Source organism: Streptomyces sp. NPDC005820, assembly GCF_040630255.1.
In the GTDB taxonomy this organism is placed as follows: domain Bacteria; phylum Actinomycetota; class Actinomycetes; order Streptomycetales; family Streptomycetaceae; genus Streptomyces.
The window spans coordinates 396771-413051 of the sequence record NZ_JBEXXE010000001.1; the positions used below are offsets into that span (position 1 = coordinate 396771).

At 69.9% G+C, this 16281-nt stretch carries 17 protein-coding genes; 12 read left to right on the forward strand and 5 right to left on the reverse strand.

The window, feature by feature from the left end; translation table 11 throughout:
• Positions 1-27: 27 nt before the first annotated feature.
• On the forward strand, positions 28-1215 hold the full coding sequence (locus ABZ464_RS01770; RefSeq protein ID WP_359269381.1) for a globin domain-containing protein: 1188 nt from the start codon (positions 28-30) through the stop codon (positions 1213-1215).
• Positions 1216-1281: 66 nt separating this feature from the next.
• Here ABZ464_RS01770 and ABZ464_RS01775 read toward each other — a convergent pair whose 3' ends face one another.
• Positions 1282-1722 (reverse strand): Rrf2 family transcriptional regulator, encoded by a 441-nt coding sequence (locus tag ABZ464_RS01775; protein WP_359269384.1) that lies wholly within the window; start codon positions 1720-1722, stop codon positions 1282-1284.
• 171 nt (positions 1723-1893) lie between these two features.
• On the opposite strand from ABZ464_RS01775, the gene ABZ464_RS01780 reads away from it, so the two are divergent.
• The 7 genes from ABZ464_RS01780 (at position 1894) to ABZ464_RS01810 (ending at position 9726) form a co-directional block, all read left to right on the forward strand.
• Positions 1894-2562 carry a DUF3105 domain-containing protein gene (locus tag ABZ464_RS01780; RefSeq protein ID WP_359269387.1) on the forward strand — a complete coding sequence of 223 codons (669 nt, stop codon included), beginning with the start codon at positions 1894-1896 and terminating at the stop codon, positions 2560-2562.
• The gene (locus tag ABZ464_RS01785) at positions 2559-3185 is read left to right on the forward strand and encodes a DUF305 domain-containing protein (protein WP_359269390.1); all 627 of its coding nucleotides are present in this window, start codon (positions 2559-2561) and stop codon (positions 3183-3185) included. Before ABZ464_RS01780 ends, ABZ464_RS01785 begins: the two co-directional genes overlap by 4 nt.
• Before the next feature lie 92 nt (positions 3186-3277).
• On the forward strand, positions 3278-4195 hold the full coding sequence (locus ABZ464_RS01790) for a hypothetical protein (RefSeq protein ID WP_359269392.1): 918 nt from the start codon (positions 3278-3280) through the stop codon (positions 4193-4195).
• Positions 4196-4401: 206 nt separating this feature from the next.
• Complete coding sequence (locus tag ABZ464_RS01795) at positions 4402-6342, forward strand: S53 family peptidase (RefSeq protein WP_359269395.1); 1941 nt, start codon at positions 4402-4404, stop codon at positions 6340-6342.
• 87 nt (positions 6343-6429) lie between these two features.
• Complete coding sequence (locus ABZ464_RS01800) at positions 6430-8469, forward strand: NAD(+) synthase (RefSeq protein ID WP_359269397.1); 2040 nt, start codon at positions 6430-6432, stop codon at positions 8467-8469.
• Between the two features lie 59 nt (positions 8470-8528).
• On the forward strand, positions 8529-9092 hold the full coding sequence (locus ABZ464_RS01805) for an AAA family ATPase (RefSeq protein WP_359269618.1): 564 nt from the start codon (positions 8529-8531) through the stop codon (positions 9090-9092).
• A complete protein-coding gene (locus tag ABZ464_RS01810; RefSeq protein ID WP_359269400.1) occupies positions 9085-9726 on the forward strand; it encodes an HAD family hydrolase in 642 nt (213 codons plus the stop codon). Before ABZ464_RS01805 ends, ABZ464_RS01810 begins: the two co-directional genes overlap by 8 nt.
• 9 nt (positions 9727-9735) lie before the next feature.
• Here ABZ464_RS01810 and ABZ464_RS01815 read toward each other — a convergent pair whose 3' ends face one another.
• On the reverse strand, positions 9736-10203 hold the full coding sequence (locus ABZ464_RS01815) for an NUDIX domain-containing protein (RefSeq protein WP_359269403.1): 468 nt from the start codon (positions 10201-10203) through the stop codon (positions 9736-9738).
• Positions 10190-10951 (reverse strand): DUF5919 domain-containing protein, encoded by a 762-nt coding sequence (locus ABZ464_RS01820; RefSeq protein ID WP_359269406.1) that lies wholly within the window; start codon positions 10949-10951, stop codon positions 10190-10192. Before ABZ464_RS01820 ends, ABZ464_RS01815 begins: the two co-directional genes overlap by 14 nt.
• A 187-nt stretch (positions 10952-11138) precedes the next feature.
• On the opposite strand from ABZ464_RS01820, the gene ABZ464_RS01825 reads away from it, so the two are divergent.
• From ABZ464_RS01825 to tgmC, 4 genes are all read left to right on the forward strand, one after another.
• Positions 11139-11600 carry a DUF6415 family natural product biosynthesis protein gene (locus ABZ464_RS01825; RefSeq protein ID WP_359269409.1) on the forward strand — a complete coding sequence of 154 codons (462 nt, stop codon included), beginning with the start codon at positions 11139-11141 and terminating at the stop codon, positions 11598-11600.
• 384 nt (positions 11601-11984) lie between these two features.
• Positions 11985-12248: a putative ATP-grasp-modified RiPP gene (locus ABZ464_RS01830; RefSeq protein ID WP_359269412.1), complete on the forward strand. Its 264-nt coding sequence runs from the start codon at positions 11985-11987 to the stop codon at positions 12246-12248.
• Positions 12248-13216: an ATP-grasp ribosomal peptide maturase gene (gene tgmB / locus ABZ464_RS01835; RefSeq protein WP_359269414.1), complete on the forward strand. Its 969-nt coding sequence runs from the start codon at positions 12248-12250 to the stop codon at positions 13214-13216. The genes ABZ464_RS01830 and tgmB overlap by 1 nt, the downstream gene beginning before the upstream one ends.
• A complete protein-coding gene (tgmC, locus tag ABZ464_RS01840) occupies positions 13213-14340 on the forward strand; it encodes an ATP-grasp peptide maturase system methyltransferase (protein ID WP_359269417.1) in 1128 nt (375 codons plus the stop codon). The genes tgmB and tgmC overlap by 4 nt, the downstream gene beginning before the upstream one ends.
• A 43-nt stretch (positions 14341-14383) precedes the next feature.
• Here tgmC and ABZ464_RS01845 read toward each other — a convergent pair whose 3' ends face one another.
• Complete coding sequence (locus tag ABZ464_RS01845) at positions 14384-15439, reverse strand: endonuclease/exonuclease/phosphatase family protein (RefSeq protein WP_359269420.1); 1056 nt, start codon at positions 15437-15439, stop codon at positions 14384-14386.
• Between the two features lie 191 nt (positions 15440-15630).
• The gene (locus ABZ464_RS01850) at positions 15631-16257 is read right to left on the reverse strand and encodes a TetR/AcrR family transcriptional regulator (protein WP_359269423.1); all 627 of its coding nucleotides are present in this window, start codon (positions 16255-16257) and stop codon (positions 15631-15633) included.
• Positions 16258-16281 lie beyond the last annotated feature (24 nt).

Here is a 16281-nt window from a genome sequence, read left to right on the forward strand (position 1 = left end):
CGTTCGGTCGAGCCACAAGGAGCCCCGATGCTGTCCGAGCCGTCCGCAGCCACCGTCCGCGCCACCCTCCCCGCCGTCGGCGCGGCCATCGGCGAGATCACCGAGCGTTTCTACGCCCGCCTCTTCGCCGCCCACCCCGAGCTGCTGCGGAACCTCTTCAACCGCGGAAACCAGGCCGCCGGAACCCAGCGGCAGGCCCTCGCCGGCTCCATCGCCGCGTTCGCCACGCATCTGCTGGACCACCCCGACCGGCGCCCCGACGCGATGCTGAGCCGTATCGCCCACAAGCACGCCTCGCTCGGCGTGGCGCCGGAGCAGTACGCGGTGGTCCACGAGCACCTCTTCGCGGCCATCGTCGAGGTGCTCGGCGAGGCCGTCACCCCCGAGGTCGCGGCGGCCTGGGACGAGGTCTACTGGCTGATGGCGAACGCGCTCGTCGCCGTCGAGAAGCGGCTGTACGAGGAGAGCGGCGCGGCCGGGCCGCGGCCCTGGGAGGTCGTCGAGCGGATCGTGGAGAGCGACGACGTGGTGAGCTTCCGGGTGCGGCCGGCCGACGGCGGGGAGGTGCGCGGCTTCCGCGCCGGGCAGTACGTCTCCGTGGGCGTCGCGCTCCCCGACGGCGCCCGCCAGATACGCCAGTACAGCCTCTCGGGGGCGCCGGGCGAGTCGGTCCGCCAGTTCAGCGTCAAGCGGGTGCACGGCGACGGTACGACGCCCGACGGCGAGGTCTCGAACCACCTGCACGCGCGCGTACGCGAAGGGGACGTCATCGAACTGTCGGAGCCGTACGGCGACCTGGTCCTCGACGAGGTCGCCGGCCGGCCCCTGCTGCTGGCCTCGGCCGGCATCGGCGTGACCCCGATGGTCGCGATGCTGGCGGACCTGGCGGCGAGCGGCCACCGCGCCCCGGTCACCGTCGTCCACGCCGACCGCACCCCCGCGACCCACGCCCTGCGCGCCGACCACGAGGCGTACGCGGCGAAGCTCCCGGAGGCCGCCGTGCACCTCTGGTACGAGCGGGAGGCCCCGGAGGGCAACGCCCAGGGCCTGGTCGACCTCACGGACGTCACCGTCCCGGCGGGCACCCGCGCGTACCTGTGCGGCCCGCTCCCCTTCATGCGGGCGGTACGGTCCCAGCTGATCGAGAAGGGCATCGCCCCGTCCGACATCCACTACGAGGTCTTCGGCCCGGACCTCTGGCTGGCGGCCGCCTGAGCCTCCGAGCCCCCTTCGCAGCCGCACGTCACGCGCCACGCGCCCGACGTGCGGCTGCGCCGCGTCCTAGCCGGACACCGGCCCCGAGATCCCGAGCAGCAACGGCCCCGTCGGTTCCGCCACGATGTCCGACACCGTGATCGGGTCGAGGGAGGCGAAGAAGGCCTCCTGGGCGCGGCGGAGGGCGCCGCGCAGGCGGCAGGCCGAGTTCAGGGGGCAGGGGGTGGAGCCCTCGCAGTCGACGACGTCGCCCTCGCCCTCGAAGGTGCGGACGACACCGCCCACGGACGCCGTACGGCCCTTCTCGGTCAGGGAGAGGCCGCCACCCCGGCCCCGGCGGGCCTCCAGCAGGCCCAGGTGCTGGAGCTCGGCCACGACCTTGGCCGCGTGGGTATAGGGGACGTCCATCACCGCCGCCACCTCGCGGGTCGTCGGGGTGTTCTCCCCCGCGACCGCCAGGCGCATCAGCACGCGCAGGGCCAGGTCGGTGGATTTCAGCAGCCGCATGGGAGAAGCGTAGATAATGCGCATCTCGGCTTCAAATTATCGAGCGGTCGCGAGCGGCCGCGCGGGTACCTACGCCTTCCCCGGTCCGCCCCCTTACGATCAGTGGACTCGCTGGGCACCACCCGCAACACCTCCACCGTCCCGCCCCTTTCCCCCAGAAGGACAGGCCTCATGGGTTCCGCCGACCAGACCGGCAGCACCGCGCGCAAGGCGCGCATAGAAGAGATGCGGCGGGCCCAGCAGGCCCGTGAGCGGCGCAACCGGATCCTCGTGATCACGGGCAGCGTCGTCGCCGTCGCCGCGCTCGTCGTCGGCGGGGTGTTCGTCGTGCGGTCGCAGTCCGACGACTCCTCCTCCACCGCCGCCTCCGACTCCAAGGCTTCGGGGCACTGGGTCACCGGCTCGGACGGGGTGAAGACCTGGAAGGGCACGCTGGGGCGCACCCATGTCGCCAAGACCGTGAAGTACCCGATGGAGCCCCCGGTCGGCGGCGACCACGACCCGGTCTGGCTGAACTGCAACGGCGACGTCTACACCGAGGCCGTGAACAACATGAACGCCGTGCACGCGCTGGAGCACGGTGCGGTCTGGGTGACGTACACCAGCAAGGCGGAGAAGGCCGACGTCGACGCGCTCGCGGCGAAGGTGAAGAAGACGCCGTACACGTTCATGAGCCCGGACGACAAGCAGGCCGATCCGATCATGCTCAGCGCCTGGGGCAAGCAGCGCACGGTGACCGGCGCGGACGACCCGGCCGTCGACAAGTTCTTCGAGGAGTTCGTGCAGGGTGAGCAGACGCCCGAGCCGGGTGCCTCCTGCACGGGCGGGACGATGAAGTGAGGAAGTCCGCGGGCTGGATCGCCTCGGCCGCGGCGGCGGTGCTCGTCGCGGCCGGTGCGATCAGCTACGCCGTCGCCGCGGACGACGGCGGGACCGGCGGCCGGGTCCCCGCCGCGGACTCGGCCGACGCCGGGTTCGCCCGGGACATGGCCGTCCATCACCAGCAGGCCGTCGAGATGGCGTACATCGTGCGCGACCGGACGACGGACGAGGAGGTGCGGCGGCTCGCCTACGACATCGCCCAGACGCAGGCCAACCAGCGCGGGATGCTGCTCGGCTGGCTCGATCTGTGGGGGCTGCCGAAGGTGTCGTCCGACGCGCCCATGAGCTGGATGGGGATGGGCGACATGGCCGACGGCGAGGACGGCGCGCTCATGCCCGGCATGGCGACGGACACCGAGCTGAAGAAGCTCGGCACGCTCAACGGCAAGCAGGCCGAGGTGTTCTTCCTCCAGCTGATGACCGCTCACCACAAGGGCGGCATCCACATGGCCGGAGGGTGCGTCGCCAAGTGCACCGTCGGGGTGGAGAAGCGGCTGGCGCAGGGCATGGTCGACGCCCAGGAGTCGGAGATCGAGCTGATGGCCGATATGTTGAAGGCACGGGGAGCCACGGCCCGGTAGACGGGCCCCCGCAAGCATCCGAGGGGACGGCGGTGCGCGCGCACGAATTACCGGGCGACCGGCAGGACAGGGCGACGAGGACGGGTAGGGCCGTGGCCCCCTCCGGGGCGGCCGGCCGGATGCTGGCGCTGCAACGCGCCGCCGGCAACGCCGCCGTGTCGCGTGCGGTCGCGCAACGGACCCAGGGCTCCCCGGACATCCAGGGTTCCCAGGACGCCTGGGGCGACGCGGCCCGCTACGCCGAGCGTCCCGTCGAGCACCCCGAATGGCCGCTGTTCCAGATCCTGATGAACCGGGCGGGGTTCGACCGGGACACCCTGGAAGCCGTGTGGCAGCTCCTCATGGGAGGCATACGGCAGCAGGAGGCGGTGGAGCACTCCCTCGGCGATGCCGGGCTCTCCCGGTCGCAGCGACGGGAGCGGCGCTCCGGCAACGACTGGTACCGCCAGGTCGTCGACCTGGTCGGCGACCATCTGCGCATCGACACCCCGACCATGGGACTGTGGTCCGGCGGAGTCGACGTCAACGACTACGCGAGCGCCAAGGGCCATACGACACTGGAGCACTCCAACCTCGGACGGGTCGTCAACAGCCTGCGGCTCCACCCGAACTTCTCGCTCATCGGACCGCTGTGGAACCTGCTGTCGGTGGCGTTCGTGCAGCGGGCGACCGGGCCCGTGCACGTCTTCCTCCGGGCGCACGACCCCGACAGCGTCCTCCAGGACCAGGAGATCCCCCAGCTGCGGCGGATGCAGGAGCTGCACGAGAGCGCCGGGCGGCAGATCAGCCTGGTCTGGCATCCGCTGTACACGACAGCCGCCGGCACCATCCGGGAGGTCTCCCCCGATCTGCGCCTCGTCGACGACGCGCCGTACCTGCAGCGGGACTTGTGCGTCGCGGCGCTCTACTCCTATCTGCTGCGCAGGCACGATCCCGGCAATCCGCACTCCGCCCGCGCGCACGACGAGATGCGGGCACGACTCACCGCCAACGGGCACACCGGCCTGTGAACATGAGGGTCTCCGACCTGACGTTCTCCAGCATGAAGATCTTCGGCGGGCCGTAACGTTCCCGAAAGGATCTAAACCCCAAATCACCCCCGACAGCGATTACTTGGGGGCTTCTTGGGCTTCGCATTCCCCTGGCATGAACGGTTCAGGGCCAGAGTGGCCGGGGCGAGTGATCCACTCGCGTCGAACCACATACAGGGGGTCCTATGAGATCCAACCGTGCCGCGCTGCGCGCCGGGGTGAGCATGGCGGCGACACTGCCCATGATCGCCGGTGCCCTCGCGCTCGGCATACCCGCGGCCCACGCCGCGGACGGTCCGGCCCGTGACACGCTGGCCGGGACCAAGCCCGCGTGGGCGACGGCCAAGGCGGACAAGGGCTCTACCTCGAACAGCGCCCAGCTGAACGCACGTGTCTACCTCGCCGGCCGGAACGCGGACGGCCTCGCGGCCTACGCGAAGGCGGTGTCCGACCCCAGCTCTCCCGCCTTCGGCAAGTACCTCTCCGCCCAGCAGGCGCAGGCCCGCTTCGGGGCGACCGCGGCCCAGGTGGCCGCGGTCAAGGCGTGGCTGACGGCCGCCGGTCTGAAGGTCACCGGCACCTCGCAGCACTACATCTCCGTCAGCGGTGATGTCGCCGCCGCCGAGAAGGCGTTCGGCACCCAGCTGCACAACTACACCAAGGGCTCGAGGACCTACCGCGCGCCCTCGAAGTCGGCCTCCGCGCCCGCGAGCCTCGCCGGTGCCGTCCTGACCGTCACCGGCCTGGACAACGCGCCGCACAAGGCGAGCAGCAAGGACCAGCTCCCGCCGCCGGACGCGGTGTTCAAGAACTCCGGGCCGTTCTCCTCGTACTACGGCTCGAACACCGCGAGCACCCTCCCGGACGCGTACGGCACGAAGATCCCGTACGCCGTCGAGGGCTACACCGGCAAGCAGCTGCGCTCCGCCTACGGCGCGGGCGGCTACACCGGCAAGGGCGTGCGCATCGCCATCACCGACGCGTACGCCTCGCCGACGATCGCCTTCGACGCGGCCACCTACGCGAAGAAGCACGGCGACGCGGCCTGGAAGACGGGCCAGCTGACCCAGGTCCTGCCGAAGAACTACACGAAGACCGAGGAGTGCTCGGCGGCCGGCTGGTACGGCGAGGAGACCCTCGACGTCGAGGCCGTGCACGCGGTCGCGCCGGCCGCGAACGTCACGTACGTGGGCGCCGCGTCCTGCTACGACGACGACCTGCTCGACTCGCTCAGCAAGATCGTCGACAACCACCTGGCCGACATCGTCTCCAACTCCTGGGGCGACATCGAGGCCAACCAGACGCCGGACCTGGCGGCCGCCTACGACCAGGTCTTCCAGTTCGGCGCGGTCGAGGGCATCGGCTTCTACTTCTCCTCCGGCGACAACGGCGACGAGGTCGCCAACACCGGGACGAAGCAGGTCGACACCCCCGCCAACTCGGCCTGGGTGACGGCGGTCGGCGGTACCTCGCTGGCGGTCGGCAAGGGCGACAACTACCTGTGGGAGACCGGCTGGGGCACCGAGAAGGCCGCCCTGTCCGCCGACGGCAAGAGCTGGACGAACTTCCCCGGCGCGTTCACCTCGGGCGCGGGCGGCGGCACCAGCAAGACCGTCGCCGAGCCGTACTACCAGAAGGGCGTCGTCCCGAACGCGCTGGCCACCGCCAACAACGCGGCCGGCAACCGGGTCGTCCCGGACATCTCGGCGATCGCCGACCCCAACACCGGATTCAAGGTCGGCCAGACGCAGACCTTCCCGGACGGGTCCGCGCAGTACAGCGAGTACCGCATCGGCGGCACCTCGCTGGCCGCGCCGGTCATCGCGGCGGTCCAGGCCCTCGCCCAGGAGGCGCGCGGCGGCAAGGCGATCGGCTTCGCCAACCCGTCGATCTACTCCAAGTACGGGTCGCGGGTCTACCACGACGTCACCGACGACCCGACGGGCTCCGGCCTCGCGGTCGCCCGCGTCGACTTCGCCAACGGCTACGACGCCGCCGACGGCCTGCTGACCTCCGTCCGCAGCCTCGGCAAGGACAGCTCGCTGTCCGCGGTGAAGGGCTACGACGACGTCACCGGCGTGGGCACGCCCGCGAACGGCTACGTCGACTCGTACCGCAAGCGCTGAGTCGCCGATGGGGTGGCGGGCGGTGGACCACACCGCACGCCACCCCATCGCGTCGCTCTGACGATTACAGCGATTACACTGAGCCGCGTGCCTCCGTTGAACTTCTGGTCGATCTATCAGCACGGCTTCGCCCGCGTCGCCGCTTGTACGGGCCACACGGTCATCGCGGACCCGCCCGCCAACGCCGAGGCGGTGCTGCGGCACGCGCGCCGGTGCGCCGACGAGGGCGTCGCCGTCGCCGTGTTCCCGGAGATGGGCCTGTGCGGCTACTCCATCGAGGACCTGCTGCTCCAGGACGCGCTGCTCGACCAGGTCGAGGAGGCGGTCGGGCAGGTGGTGGCCGGCTCGGCGGGGCTGCTGCCGGTGCTGGTCGTCGGCGCCCCGCTGCGCCACCGCAACCGGATCTACAACTGCGCGGTGATCGTGCACCGCGGCCGGATCCTCGGGGTCGTACCGAAGTCGTACCCGCCGAACTACCGGGAGTTCTACGAGCGCCGGCAGATCGCGGACGGCTCCGACGAGCGTGGCGGAACGATCCGCGTGGGCGGCGAGACCGTGCCGTTCGGCGTGGACCTGCTGTTCGCGGCGGACGACGTGCCCGGTCTCACCCTGTTCGCGGAGATCTGCGAGGACATGTGGGTGCCGGTGCCGCCCAGCGCGGAGGCGGCCCTCGCCGGCGCGACCGTCCTGGTCAACCTCTCCGGCAGCCCGATCACGGTCGGGCGGGCCGAGGACCGCAAGCTGCTGTGCCGCTCGGCGTCCTCGCGCTGCCTGGCCGCGTACGTCTACGCGGCGGCCGGCCTCGGCGAGTCCACCACCGATCTGTCCTGGGACGGCCAGGCCATGGTCTACGAGAACGGCGTGCTGCTCGCGGAGACCGAGCGCTTCCCGCTCGGCGACGAGTACGCGGTGGCCGACGTGGACCTCGACCTGCTGCGGCAGGAGCGGCAGCGGATGGGCACCTTCGACGACAACCGCCGTACGCACCGCGCACGGACCGCCGACTTCCGGACGGTCTCCTTCGAGCTCGACCCGCCGCTGACCGACCTGGGCCTGCGCCGCCGGCTGGAGCGCTTCCCGTTCGTGCCGGCCGACGCCGACCGGCTCGCCCTGGACTGCTTCGAGGCGTACAACATCCAGGTCGAGGGCCTCCAGCAGCGGCTGGCCTCGATCGGCGGCCCGAAGGTGGTCATCGGGGTGTCCGGCGGCCTGGACTCCACGCACGCGCTGATCGTCGCCGCCCGGGCGATGGACCGCGCGGGCCGCCCGCGCAGTGACATCCTGGCCTGGACCCTGCCCGGCTTCGCCACCAGCGACCACACCAAGTCCAACGCCCACAAGCTGATGAACTCGCTGGGCGTCACCGCGGCCGAGCTGGACATCACGCCGACCGCGCGCCTGATGCTGCGGGAGATGGGCCACCCGTTCGCCGCCGGCGAGCCGGTGTACGACGTCACCTTCGAGAACGTCCAGGCGGGCCTGCGCACGGACTACCTGTTCCGGCTGGCGAACCAGCGCGGCGGCATCGTCCTCGGCACCGGCGACCTGTCGGAACTCGCCCTCGGCTGGTCCACCTACGGCGTGGGCGACCAGATGAGCCACTACAACGTCAACTCGGGTGTGCCGAAGACGCTGATGCAGCATCTGATCCGCTGGGTCATCAGCAGCGGCCAGTTCGGCGAGGAGACCGGCAGGACGCTCGCCGCGATCCTCGACACCGAGATCAGCCCGGAGCTGGTCCCGGGCGAGGAGATGCAGTCGACGGAGTCGAAGATCGGCCCGTACGCGCTGCACGACTTCACGCTCTTCCACGTCCTGCGGTACGGCTTCCGGCCGTCGAAGATCGCCTTCCTGGCGTGGCACGCCTGGCACGACGCGGAGGGCGGCGCCTGGCCGCCCGGCTTCCCCCAGGCCAAGCGGGTGGCGTACGACCTGCCCGAGATCCGGCAGTGGCTGGAGGTCTTCTGCCGCCGCTTCTTCGCGTTCGCCCAGTTCAAGCGCTCGGCGATGCCGAACGGGCCGAAGGTGTCGGCGGGCGGTTCGCTGTCGCCGCGAGGGGACTGGCGGGCACCGTCGGACAGCTCGGCGCGCGCTTGGTTGCGGGATCTGGCCCGCTTCGACGAATAGCCCTGCGCCCACCCGATAACGGATCGCCCGCGATGGTCCCCCGCTGGCACGCTGCCTTCATGGATCGCACGGAAGTACTGCTCATCGGGGGACGGGCCGGTGTCGGCAAGACGACTGTGGGATGGGAGGTCTCGGCGCAGCTCCGCGCAGCGGAAGTCGCTCACGCGATCATCGAGGGCGACTTCATGGGGCAGGTGCATCCGGCACCTGCGGGGGACCCGCACCGCGAGGAGATCACCGAGAGCAATCTGACCGCGGTGTGGGCCAACTTCGCCCGGCGTGGCTACCGACGCCTGATCTACACGAACACCGTGAGCGTGCTGCCGGAGGCGACGGGCATGTTCGAGCGCGCCATGGGAGCCGGCGTGAAGATCGTGCGGGTCCTGCTCACCGCTTCCGACACCATCGCTCGCGAGCGGCTCGTGGGGCGTGAACTCGGTTCGGAACTGGAGCGGGAGTGGGAAGGCAGCGTCCGCAAGGCCCGGCTCCTGGAACAACGAGCGTCGGCGGGAACGATCCGTGTGTTGACCGACGGACGCGCCGTCGCGGACATCGCGCGGGAGGTGGTGACCGCGACTGGTTGGGCGGGGCTTCACTGCCCCGTAACCTCCGAGGGTGATTGAGACCATCGTGCTGGACATCGGCGAGACGATCACCCGTGATGACCGCTACTGGGCCTCCTGGGCCGACTGGCTGGAGATCCCTCGTCACACCCTGTCCGCCCTCGTTGGCGCAGTCGTCGCAAAGGGCCAGGACAACGCCGATGCACTACGGCTCGCGCGGCCCGGCTGCGACGTGGCTGCCGAATACCGCGCCCGGGAAGCGGCGGGACGCGGCGAGTACCTTGACGAAAGCGACCTCTACGACGATGTGCGGCCTGCCCTTTCCGCACTGCGTGGACGTGGGGTGCGGGTCGTCGTCGCGGGCAACCAGACTGCCCGTGCAGGTGAGCTTCTGCGCGGCCTTGCCCTTCCGGCGGACCTGATCATGACGTCTGGGGAGTGGGGGGTCGCCAAGCCGCAGCCGTCGTTCTTCGCACGGGTCCGGGAGGTCGCGCAGGCCCCGGCGGACAGAACTCTCTACGTGGGAGACCACCCGGCCAACGACATCTTCCCGGCCAAGGCCGCAGGACTGCGGGTGGCGCACCTCCGGCGGGGGCCGTGGGGGCACCTGTGGGCCGACGATCCAGAAGTCACGGCGACGGCGGACTGGCGGATCAGCACTCTCAGCGAGCTGATCGACACCCTTGACGGCTGAGGAGGCGAGTCAGCCCAGGACAGGCATGGTTCCGTTCCGCCAGTCGTTCACTCGCTTGCGGATGCTCGGGACCATGGGGAGTTCGGCCACGTCCTCCGGCTTGAACCAGCGGACGTCCGTGGATTCCTCCGAAATGGTCAACTCACCTGCCACGGGTCGGGCCAGAAAGCAGATGGAGAACTCCTGCCGTACCTCGCCGTCGTCATAGGCAAAGACGTGGCGAGGGTTGGTGTAGGTGCCGACGATCCCGATGACTTCGACTTCAATGCCGGTCTCTTCGAGGGTTTCGCGAGCAGCGCAGTCAGGGAGAGACTCACCAATGTTCATGGCACCGCCCGGCAGGGCCCACATGCCATTGTCGCTGCGGCGTTGGAGCAAAATGCATCCCGAGTCGTCGACGACAACGGCGGAGGCCGCTGGGACGAGGCTGTTCGCCTCCGGGGCGTTCGGGTCGTCTTCGTAGTCACGCCTGCTCATGAGTCTGCCTTTCCCACACCGGGGTACCCCGGTTCCACAGTTCCTCGACATGCGAGGCAAAGCGGTCGAACATGCCGTCGTCCTGGTATCGGTGAAGATGCAATGTCGGCGCGTCGTGCCCCACGCTATGCGTCAGAAGCGGTGTCACGATCATGTCGTCGTCGAAGCAGAACACCGACAGGTGAGCGTGTCCGGCGCTGTAACGAGCTTCAATGCCGGTCCGGTTCCTGATCTTTTCCAGTTCAGCGATCGTCACCCGGATGCGGGTGGACAGAGTGAGGGCAACCCCTTCGTCCTCTTCTCGCGAACGGGTCAGATCACTGTCAGGGTCACCGATCAGGAATCGCACCCGGCACCCTTGCTCGGCCTTGCGTCGCAACACACTGCCGAAACGGGCGTGTTCGAGCCACAGGAAGTAATTGGTATAGCCCGCGAAGGTCAGTTCCCGTTTGGCGTTCGTGATGAGCGATCGCCACAGTGCGGCAGGGCAGGAAGACCGGTACGGATACGCGGAAACGATCTCGCGATCCGGGCCGACTTTGACTGCCTTCTTCGCTGCTGTTGGCCACAACACTGTTTCGTCCTCTCCGAGTGCGTCGCAGACGGCCCACCGGTGACGTGCTCGAGGGACCCGCCCTGCCTGTGTGATCCACCGGCCGACCGTCTTGGCGTCGACGCCGCAGCGTTCTGCCAACTGCCGGTCGTTCAGTCGCGCTTGAGCCATGGCCCGACGCAGGGCTTCGTTCACGGATACCCCCTGGGACGTTAGGGACGCTTCATGAGCGTATTCCAACTCTGTACTCAACGTCCTTCGAGGGCGGTGGTAACGCCCCGCTCAACTCGTGAATGTTGGTGAGCTGCAAGGCACGACCCCGGCGACCGCGCGAACGGCCCCGGGGCATGGCCAACGCTCAAACCTGAGAGGGAGCGTCGACATGACGAACGGTACCGCCCCGCGCGTGGAACACACTGGGCGAGCCAAGATGACGATCAGCGTGTACAAGGTCACCCGGGAGGGTGTGGTCACACCACCCCGCACAACAGTGATCGTGCACCAGGCGCCCTCCATGGACATCACCGTGATGCGCGAAACAGTGGAGATCGCGCTGGCCCCGGAAGCGCTCGGTCTGTCCGCCGGCGAGGTGGCCACGCTGACGCAGACCCTGTGCGGGCACCTCGGCCTGCTCATCCCCGTGGTGGAGCAAGCCGCCCGAAAGCTGGACGAGGGGTGCGTCCCCCGGCACTGCGCGCTCGCCTGCGTAGGAGAGGCGCGCGGGAAACTCCGCGCCGGGCCGACCCCGCGATTCGGCGGGGACATCGGCCACGCCAGGCGTCTGGCCCGTGTCCTGAAAGCCCTGTGCGACCACTACGAGAGCTTCGGCGGCGACCGCCCGTGACGACGGCGACCGCAACCGACTCCAAGGCGCTGTCCGTCGAGTGCGCACTAGGCCGAAAGCCCGGCTATGAGGACGTACATGCCCAGTGCCGCCAGCTCAGGGACGTGCCACTGCCGTACTCCACGGGCGTACTGCTCGTCCACCGCTGCCGCTGCTCATGCCACTGGCAGCCGTCCGTCGGTGACCTCTCGTGAGGGCGATCACCGTCCTGTCCGGTACGTGACCGCTCCCGTCCTCGCCATGGTGCGGGCATGGACGGCGTACTGACGCACCCCCACGGCGGCCGCTCGGGTCAGGGCCGCACCCGAATCACCGTCGTGCCGTGGCCCCGCCGACCACAACACGACGAGCCTGCCCACGCATCAACTCGTTTGAAGGAGTCCCATGCAGACGACACCGCCGAACGACCGGCTGTCGCCCTGGGGAATCGGGCGCATGAAGCCCTTCCCCCCTGCCGTCGCCCTTCCTGCAGCCCTGGCCGTACTCGACCCCGAGACCCAGACCGCCACATGGCTCGACCCCGACGGCACCCTGGTGCCGACACTGGACCGGCACAAACGCTCCGAGACGTCGAAGGAGACGAGGACGAAGACCAGTCTCGACGGCGCGCCGGACCAGGGCAGCGACCAGCAGGGAGACTCCGACTGATGGCGGGGGATGGGCCGCCCGTCCTCGTCGTCACCCGTCTGGACGACGCCACGGCCGACGAGGTGATCACGGAGCTGAATCGGCGCGCAGTGCCGGTGGTTCGCGTGGACCCTGGGGACTTCCCCACGGCAGTCATCCTGAACGCGACTTTCGGCGGCGGCGGGCCCGGTGGAACGCTCGCCACCGAGACCCGCACCCTCCGCCTCGACGACGTGCGCTCGGTGTACTGGCGGCGGCCCACCCCGTATACGGCCGATGGCGCCATGCCGGAGCAGGCCGCCCTCTGGGCCCTGGAGGAGGCCCGGTACGGACTCGGAGGCGTGCTCGCCGGTCTGCCCGGCGCCCACTATGTGAATCATCCCTGGCGCAACCGGGACGCGGAGTACAAGCCCGCGCAACTGTCGACGGCGGAAGGCTGCGGGTTCACCGTGCCTCCGACTCTGATCACCAACGACCCCGGGCGGGCCCGGGCTTTCGCGGCCGACCAGGAACGGGTGATCTACAAGCCGCTCCGTGAGACCGAGTACACCGACACGGACGGCCGCGCACTCACGGTGTGGATCGACGACGTCCCTCCTGACCTGATCGACAGCAGCCTGCGCCACACCGCTCATCTCTTCCAGCAGCGGGTGGCCAAGGCAGCCGATGTCCGCCTGACCGCGGTCGGGGATCTTCTCTTCGCGGTCCGCATCGACGGATCGCCGGGGGTGGACTGGCGTCGCCACTACGACGACCTCACCTACACGCCCATCCCCACCCCACCCGAGATCACGGAAGGCGTCCGCGCGTACCTCGATGCCTTCGGCCTCGTCTTCGGCGCCTTCGATTTCGGCCTGGGAGCGGATGGGTGCTGGTACTGGTACGAGTGCAACCCCAACGGCCAGTGGGCCTGGTTCCCCGATCACATCACCGCACCGATCACCGCTGCTCTCGCCGATCAGCTCCAACGCTCTGGAGAATCCGTATGACAGCCGCCCCCGCCGAACTGCGCCGCAGCCTGGCCGCCACCCTCGACGTGACCGACCCGGCATGGCGGGCCGCAGTCGAAGCCGTCCCCCGCGAACTCTTCCTCGGCGACTGCCTGTTCAGGCCGTCAGGCTCCCGATGGGAGCCCGTACACCGTGACCGGACCGGCGAAGACGCTTGGCTGCGCCTCGTCTACCAGGACACCACCTGGGTGACCCAGGTCGATGGCATCAGCGCCGCAGACGCCCCCGGCCCCCTCGACGGCCGTCCCACGTCGTCCAGCACGCTGCCTTCCCTAGTCGTGCGCATGCTCGAACTCGCAGACCTCCGCCAGGACGAGAAGGTGCTGGAGATCGGGACCGGAACCGGCTACTCCACCGCCATCCTCTGCCACCGCCTCGGCTACCAGTACGTGTACTCGGTCGAGTACGACCCTCGGCTGGCCGCCGTCGCGGCCGATCGAATCCACGCCGCCGGGTACTTCCCGAACGTCGTCACCGGAGACGGCCTCGACGGGCACAGAGGGGCGGCCGAGTACGACGCGATCGTCGCGACCTGCGCCGTGCGGCACATCCCGCCGGCCTGGCTCCACCAGGTCCGTTCCGGCGGGACCATCACCACGACCGTCAGCGGGTGGATGCTCGCCTCCGGGCTCATCCGGCTCACCGTCCACGCCGACGGCACCGCCACGGGTCGGTTCACCGGGGACCGGATCAGTTACATGCTCGCCCGCCCACACGAGCGCCCACCCCGCCCCACCTACTACCAGCTGCAGGGCCAGTCCCGTCCCACCCGGTTGGACCCGGGCCTCCTCGACGACTGGACGGGACAGTTCGTCGCCCAGCTCGCCGCTCCCTCCGCGGAGCTGATGACGACGAGCGAGGGGGTGATCCTCCTGGACGTCGCTACCGGCTCGCAGGCCTGGACGGAGTCGGTCGAGGGCGGCTGGCAGGTTCACCAGCACGGGCCTCTGCGACTGTGGAACGCCGTGGAAGACGCACTCATGGAATGGCAGGACGCGGGATCACCTCCGCAGTCCGACTTCGGCATGACCGTGGACGTCGACGGCACGCAACGCGTCTGGGCCGGGACGCCCGACGGCCCCTCATGGCGCCTGCCGGTATAGCTGCGCACCACCCGCCCCGGCCCGATTTACCAGCAAGCCGTCTTCAGGAATCCGACGTGGGGAGCTTCACCCGCGCCGCGATCGGCAGATGGTCGCTGCCCGTCTGCGGGAGCGTCCAGGACGTCACCGGCTCCACACCCCGCACCAGGATCTGGTCGATCCGCGCCATCGGGAACGACGCCGGCCAGCTGAAGCCGAAGCCGTCGCCCGCCGCGCCCTGCGTGGACCGCATCTGGGAGGTCACGGCGTTCAGCGAGCGGTCGTTCATGGTGCCGTTGAGGTCGCCGAGGAGGATCACCCGGCTCAGCGGCTCGTCGGCGATCGCCTCGCCGAGGGCGTCCGCGCTCTTGTCGCGCTGGCGGGCGGTGAAGCCGGCCTGCAGCTTGACCCGGACCGACGGGAGGTGGGCGACGTAGAAGGCGACCTGGCCCTCCGGGGTCGCCGCCGTCGCCCGCATCGCGCGCGTCCAGCCCAGCTTGATGTCGACGGGCTTGACCGCGCTCAGCGGGTACTTGCTCCACAGGCCGACCGTGCCCTGCACCGAGTGGTACTGGTACGTCGCCGCCATCGCCTTCTCGTACACCGGCACCGCCGAGGCGGTCAGCTCCTCCAGCGCCACCACGTCCGCGCCGGACGCGGCCACGTCCCGGGCGGTGCCGGACGGGTCGGGGTTGTCGGCGTTGACGTTGTGGGTGGCGACGGTGAGGTCGCCGCCACCGCCGGTCTTGTCGCTGAGGAGGCCGCCGAAGAGGTTCAGCCAGACGACGGCCGGGAGGACCACCGCAATCAGCGCGCTCGCCGACTTGCGCACCAGGGCGAGAAGCAGGAACAGCGGATTGAGCAGCCCGAACCACGGCAGGAACGTCTCCGTGAGGCTGCCGAGGTTGCCGAAGCGGTTGGGGATGCGCGAGTGCAGCAGCATCACCAGGGAGAGGAGCAGGGCCAGCGCGGCGACCACCAGGCCGCGGCGCCAGACGCGTGGGTCACCGCGCCAGCCCGAGGTCAGACGTCCGATCAGGCGCCGGAGCCGGTCTCCCCGACGCTCGGGCCCCGAGCCGCCGTTGTCGTCCGTCTCCGTCATGTACGCCTGCTGCGCCATACCGTCGCCTCACTGCCTGCCGTGCACACCGTCTCCCCCGGGCATAGACCCTAGGGGATGATCGGCTTCCATCCTGCCGTCCCTCGACGGCCGTACTGGCACGAGGACGAACGGGGCCGCGCCGGGGGTTCCGGACCTGCGGTGCGCGTGCCGCTCTGTGACGGAACGCGCACATTCCGACGTCCGGCCCGTCAGCTGACGGGGCGTAGTCCGGCGAGCAGGGTGTCGACGATCCGTTCCGCCAGGTCCTCGGGGAGTTCGGCCTCGGGGCGCAGGACGGCCCGGACCAGCATCGGGCCGATGATGATGTCGTTCACCAGTTCCAGGTCCAGGTCGGCGCGGAGTTCGCCGTTCTGCTGGCCGCGGCGCAGGACTTCGATGCCCGCCCTGCGCCGGGGAAGTATGACCGAGTTGTGGTAGGCCGACCAGATCTTCGGGCTGCTCTTCATCTGGGCGTGCACGTTGTGCAGGATCGCCGAGGAGCGGTTGGCCAGGCCCCGTTGCCGCAGGGACTCCAGCAGGACGATGAGGTCGTCGCGCATGGAGGTGCCCGGGAGCTGCTCGGGGTCCTGGGGTTCGGCGGTGCGCAGGACGTCGACGAAGAGTTCCTCCTTGCCGCTCCAGCGCCGGTAGATGGTGGCCTTGCCGACTCCCGCCGTACGGGCGATGCGCTCTATGGAGATCTCGGCGAGGGGCACGCCGTCCTCCAGCAGCTTCATCGTCCCCTCGAGGATGGCCCGTTCCACGGCCTCGCTGCGGGGCCGGCCCCTGGCGGGCTGCTCCGGAGCGGTGCCACTGCCGACGAGGCTCACGTCCATCGTTCCTTTCGTCCTCCTGGGGGA

Excerpts from the sequence above, each read along its gene's own strand:
- ABZ464_RS01770 (WP_359269381.1), top strand. The coding sequence starts at position 28 with ATGCTGTCCGAGCCGTCCGCAGCCACCGTCCGCGCCACCCTCCCCGCC.
- ABZ464_RS01775 (WP_359269384.1), bottom strand. The coding sequence starts at position 1,722 with ATGCGGCTGCTGAAATCCACCGACCTGGCCCTGCGCGTGCTGATGCGC.
- ABZ464_RS01780 (WP_359269387.1), top strand. The coding sequence starts at position 1,894 with ATGGGTTCCGCCGACCAGACCGGCAGCACCGCGCGCAAGGCGCGCATA.
- ABZ464_RS01795 (WP_359269395.1), top strand. The coding sequence starts at position 4,402 with ATGAGATCCAACCGTGCCGCGCTGCGCGCCGGGGTGAGCATGGCGGCG.
- ABZ464_RS01805 (WP_359269618.1), top strand. The coding sequence starts at position 8,529 with ATGGATCGCACGGAAGTACTGCTCATCGGGGGACGGGCCGGTGTCGGC.
- ABZ464_RS01815 (WP_359269403.1), bottom strand. The coding sequence starts at position 10,203 with ATGAGCAGGCGTGACTACGAAGACGACCCGAACGCCCCGGAGGCGAAC.
- ABZ464_RS01825 (WP_359269409.1), top strand. The coding sequence starts at position 11,139 with ATGACGAACGGTACCGCCCCGCGCGTGGAACACACTGGGCGAGCCAAG.
- ABZ464_RS01830 (WP_359269412.1), top strand. The coding sequence starts at position 11,985 with ATGCAGACGACACCGCCGAACGACCGGCTGTCGCCCTGGGGAATCGGG.
- tgmB (WP_359269414.1), top strand. The coding sequence starts at position 12,248 with ATGGCGGGGGATGGGCCGCCCGTCCTCGTCGTCACCCGTCTGGACGAC.
- tgmC (WP_359269417.1), top strand. The coding sequence starts at position 13,213 with ATGACAGCCGCCCCCGCCGAACTGCGCCGCAGCCTGGCCGCCACCCTC.
- ABZ464_RS01845 (WP_359269420.1), bottom strand. The coding sequence starts at position 15,439 with ATGGCGCAGCAGGCGTACATGACGGAGACGGACGACAACGGCGGCTCG.
- ABZ464_RS01850 (WP_359269423.1), bottom strand. The coding sequence starts at position 16,257 with ATGGACGTGAGCCTCGTCGGCAGTGGCACCGCTCCGGAGCAGCCCGCC.